Source organism: Lentimicrobium sp. S6 (assembly GCF_013166635.1).
In the GTDB taxonomy this organism is placed as follows: Bacteria; Bacteroidota; Bacteroidia; order Bacteroidales; family UBA12170; genus UBA12170.
This window is the reverse complement of the sequence record NZ_JABKBZ010000146.1, coordinates 1-3,720: the sequence shown is the minus strand read 5'-3', so window position 1 is coordinate 3,720 and position 3,720 is coordinate 1. Positions and strand designations below refer to the sequence as shown.

Here is a 3,720-nt window from a genome sequence, read left to right as displayed (position 1 = left end):
AATAGTCGAGCATGCCTTCTGGAAAAAACAAACTCATAATAGCCAAATCATTTTGCATAATTGATGTGATTCTTTTTTTCAAAAGTATAACATTTTAGCTCATCCCCCCAGGTTTTGTTCTTGACCCGCCAGTACCTTCAAAGTAACATATCTTATTGAATAACTTTCATAACATGATCTATATAAAAACAAAACATTCCATACTCATGTTTAATGGAATGTCTTTTATAAATTTATTTCTTTTTACTGTGGAAACCAATAAATAAAGATAATAAGAGTAAGGTAAAAGCTATGGAGTAATTACTTAAAGGAATACCAGAAGGCAAATGTGTATATACAATTTCATCTCCATATTCAGTTCCTGTCTTATTTGTAGCATACGATCTAACAAAATAAGTTGTATGCTCAATAAGGTTAGGAATTGTGGTAGCGTAATTTCCAGAAGCATCAAGAGTACCACCTTCAGTAATACTATCATTTAAATTTGGAGATCCTGTTGTATTCCAACAAAATCCATGTTGACTTAAGTTTGGCTCACCAATATTTAAAACATTACCATAGAAAATACCAGCAGTAGCAGATAATCTATGTACTGAATCTGTTTGAACAGTCGGAGTATTAATATCAATAGCTAAACCAGCAACGGCAAATAAGCTAAATCCCGTGGTTACTGTAAATGAAATTTCACCATCGGTAGAGGCTGGCACTGAAATTGAATAATCGCTCAAAGAATCTTGTGATTCTCCAATCTGATCATTGATTAAAAGATTTCTACTAATGCCCAATTGATCAAAATTTATCGCCATTCCATCTCCTTTAATACTAACATGCTTGTTGATCCCTTCATGGCCATCTCTAACACCAAAAATCCAAACATCATAATTAACAAAAGGTTCAAGACCTTTAAAAACAAAGTGGATCTCAGCATTGTCATCAAAATAGAAAAGATTGCCACTAATTTCCTCTAGAGTTTCAAAATGTAGAGGAATAGTACTGAGGTTTACTTTTGCATTATAAGGGGCCACGCTCATTCCTGGAGCGGGAGTAATAACCAGTTCGATACTAGATTCTCCTCCCGTTTCTGTATTAAAAGTCGAAAAAGATCCAGTACCTGAGATATTTCTCCAGTTTAGTGGGCTTAAATTTTGACTAGACCAAAATCAATTCCTACAATGTTGTAGATGACTTGATTTGATATACTGAGATAATGGACTTTTTAAATATTGTTCATTTTGGTTATTTTCAAATTTAAAAATGCTATGAGTTAAAGATTTAGAGTTATTATCAATCTCTCTAGCACTAGGGTTATGATGTTGAGCATAAGAGAAATTCATAAAAAGTAAAATAAGGGAAACAGTCAATAATTTTTTCATTTTATAAGGGTTTTTGTTGCGTTATATAAAACTAATAAATAATTATAAGCACACAAACTAAAATATGATTCTTTCTAAAAAATATAAATCATTGTATTAATTAATAATTTGCTATCAAAATGTTTCCCTTGCTCGCTCTAATTTGCAATCCGAGTGTATACATCAATAAGAATTAACAAAAAAGATTCAATCCTAAACTGGCCATTGTGTTTGACAGCTATCAGTCAAAGATGAAAATAGTTTTGAGTATTATATGCCCTCGGAAAACATGCTGAGGTTTTGCATAGCAGAACTTTCCGAGCGAGCTCATGCATAGCTAATTTTTAAAATAACAGAGAGGCGATACTTTCACTTTGACTACGTTCAACTAAGGCTATCCACCCTTTTGCAAATCCCAAATTTTGAACTTTAAATACTTCTTATTAATCAGGAAAAAGGTTTAGCAAATTATTAAATTGAATAATAGATATTACAAAATAATTTGATTTTTGATACTAAAATCTGATTTTTTTGGCTCCCCATGGGTTGATCAATCTGACACCAATTTATTTCTTTTTTTTCTCCTTAAAGTATTTAATGATTGGTCATATATTTGCTTTTGCTCTAGTTCTACATTTTTATATCCTAAGGAAATACCATGATATCTAATGTTTTTCCAATATCTATCATTTTCATTCACTCCAGATTGTATAATTGTATCATCAGCCCACGTAGCTTGAAGGAATTTTGACTCCAAATGACTATCAAAATTTTCTAAACTATAATATGGCACAGACTCTTGATTGGTTAAATAAATGAATGAGGAATCTTTATAATTAATTCCATAGGCTGTCCAATCTGACCCTCCTCCAATAAATTCAAATCTTCCACCTATAGGTATATCTATATAAAATTGATTTTCTTTATGACCTGTTGGGTCAAATTTCACAGTTTCATTACTTTTTTGAATAGTACAACTTGTACTTAATACTATTAGCAGAAAGATTATTTTTTTCATAATTTAAATTAGCACTATTGTAAATTGTTAATTGGAATATGTCATTCTTCAGCTATTATGTTTAGTTTAATCCACCAAAGATATAAAATAGATTTGAGTATTATATACTACGAATGCGTTCTCCAATGTTTTAAGCAAGAATATAATACCCCAAAATAAACATGACAAATATTTAAACAACAGTCAACCTTATACAAGTTATATTTTTTTGAAAATCATAAATATTTATATCTTAGCCGTTAATTAAATTAAATAAACATTAAGACTATGAAAAAAGCATTACTATTATCATTATTGATGACCATTTCCTTGTTCACTTTCTCTCAGAAAACAAGCACCTCTGAGGAAAACACAAATACTAAAGAACAAATCACCAGCCCCATCCTTGAAAAACAAAATGAAAAAGGTAGCTATAATGGCTACAATTATGAGTATTACGAAAATGCGCAAAAAAAGGCTATCTCACAGAAAAAAGTGGGTATGGGAGTAACATTAGGAGGCCTAGGTGTATTCTTTATTGGTGCTGTTATGGCGGTGAGTGCAGGATATGATGAAGAGACTGAAACTTTTGAAAATGAAAGCCTAGCGATGACTGGTGGATTGCTGGAAATAGGAGGGATAATTACAGCCATTGTTGGAACCCCTATCTGGATTTCAGGAGGTGCAAAATACAGAAAAGCTACAGATGGTATGGGCAGATGCTCAAATCAGAATGTTAGTTTAAATATTGGAACAACATCAAACGGTCTTGGTTTAGTTGTAAAATTTTAAGACTATTATAGATTGACTTAAAAGCTGAGATTCTCTTTTATGATTCTCAGCTTTTTTTATGTTTCCTCATTACTATCAGCTGAAATAATTAAATCAAAGTACATTGGATATCCCCATATCTAAATGAGCAATTGTATTGGCCCCATAAATAATCGGACAAGATTATAGTTATAAATCTGTAAATTTGTACGATAATGTCAGAGAAAAGAAAATTCACAAAAGAAGAAAAGCTTCAGTTCATAAAAGAAGCAGGAGAAAAAGGAGTAAAAATCACATTAGAGAAACATGGGATTTACCCAGCTACTTATTATTCTTGGAAAAAGAAGTTTGAAAGTATGGGCGAAGCAGGTTTTCGTCATGGTATGACCCCTGAACATCTAAAAGAAATCAAGCGGCTAGAGAAGGAAAATGAGCTATTGAAAAAGCTCTTAGCAGAGAAGGAGTTAGAGGGTCATTTAAAAACAGAACTGCTAAAAAAGAAGTATGCCTGGGCGAGAAAAAAGAATTAGCTAGAAAATATATTGGGTTAGGATTAATACGCAATGTAGCCTTAGATATATCAGGAATAACTAAGCATCA

At 31.6% G+C, this 3,720-nt stretch carries 4 protein-coding genes; 2 read left to right on the top strand and 2 right to left on the bottom strand.

The window, feature by feature from the left end; translation table 11 throughout:
- Positions 1–233: 233 nt before the first annotated feature.
- Positions 234–1,031 (bottom strand): hypothetical protein, encoded by a 798-nt coding sequence (locus tag HNS40_RS21725; protein WP_172284818.1) that lies wholly within the window; start codon positions 1,029–1,031, stop codon positions 234–236.
- Between the two features lie 871 nt (positions 1,032–1,902).
- The gene (locus HNS40_RS21720) at positions 1,903–2,370 is read right to left on the bottom strand and encodes a hypothetical protein (RefSeq protein WP_172284817.1); all 468 of its coding nucleotides are present in this window, start codon (positions 2,368–2,370) and stop codon (positions 1,903–1,905) included.
- A gap of 267 nt (positions 2,371–2,637) precedes the next feature.
- Here HNS40_RS21720 and HNS40_RS21715 point away from each other — a divergent pair, with 267 nt between their 5' ends.
- Positions 2,638–3,141 (top strand): hypothetical protein, encoded by a 504-nt coding sequence (locus tag HNS40_RS21715; RefSeq protein ID WP_172284816.1) that lies wholly within the window; start codon positions 2,638–2,640, stop codon positions 3,139–3,141.
- A gap of 194 nt (positions 3,142–3,335) precedes the next feature.
- Complete coding sequence (locus HNS40_RS21710) at positions 3,336–3,650, top strand: transposase (protein ID WP_172284815.1); 315 nt, start codon at positions 3,336–3,338, stop codon at positions 3,648–3,650.
- The last annotated feature ends 70 nt before the right edge of the window (positions 3,651–3,720 follow it).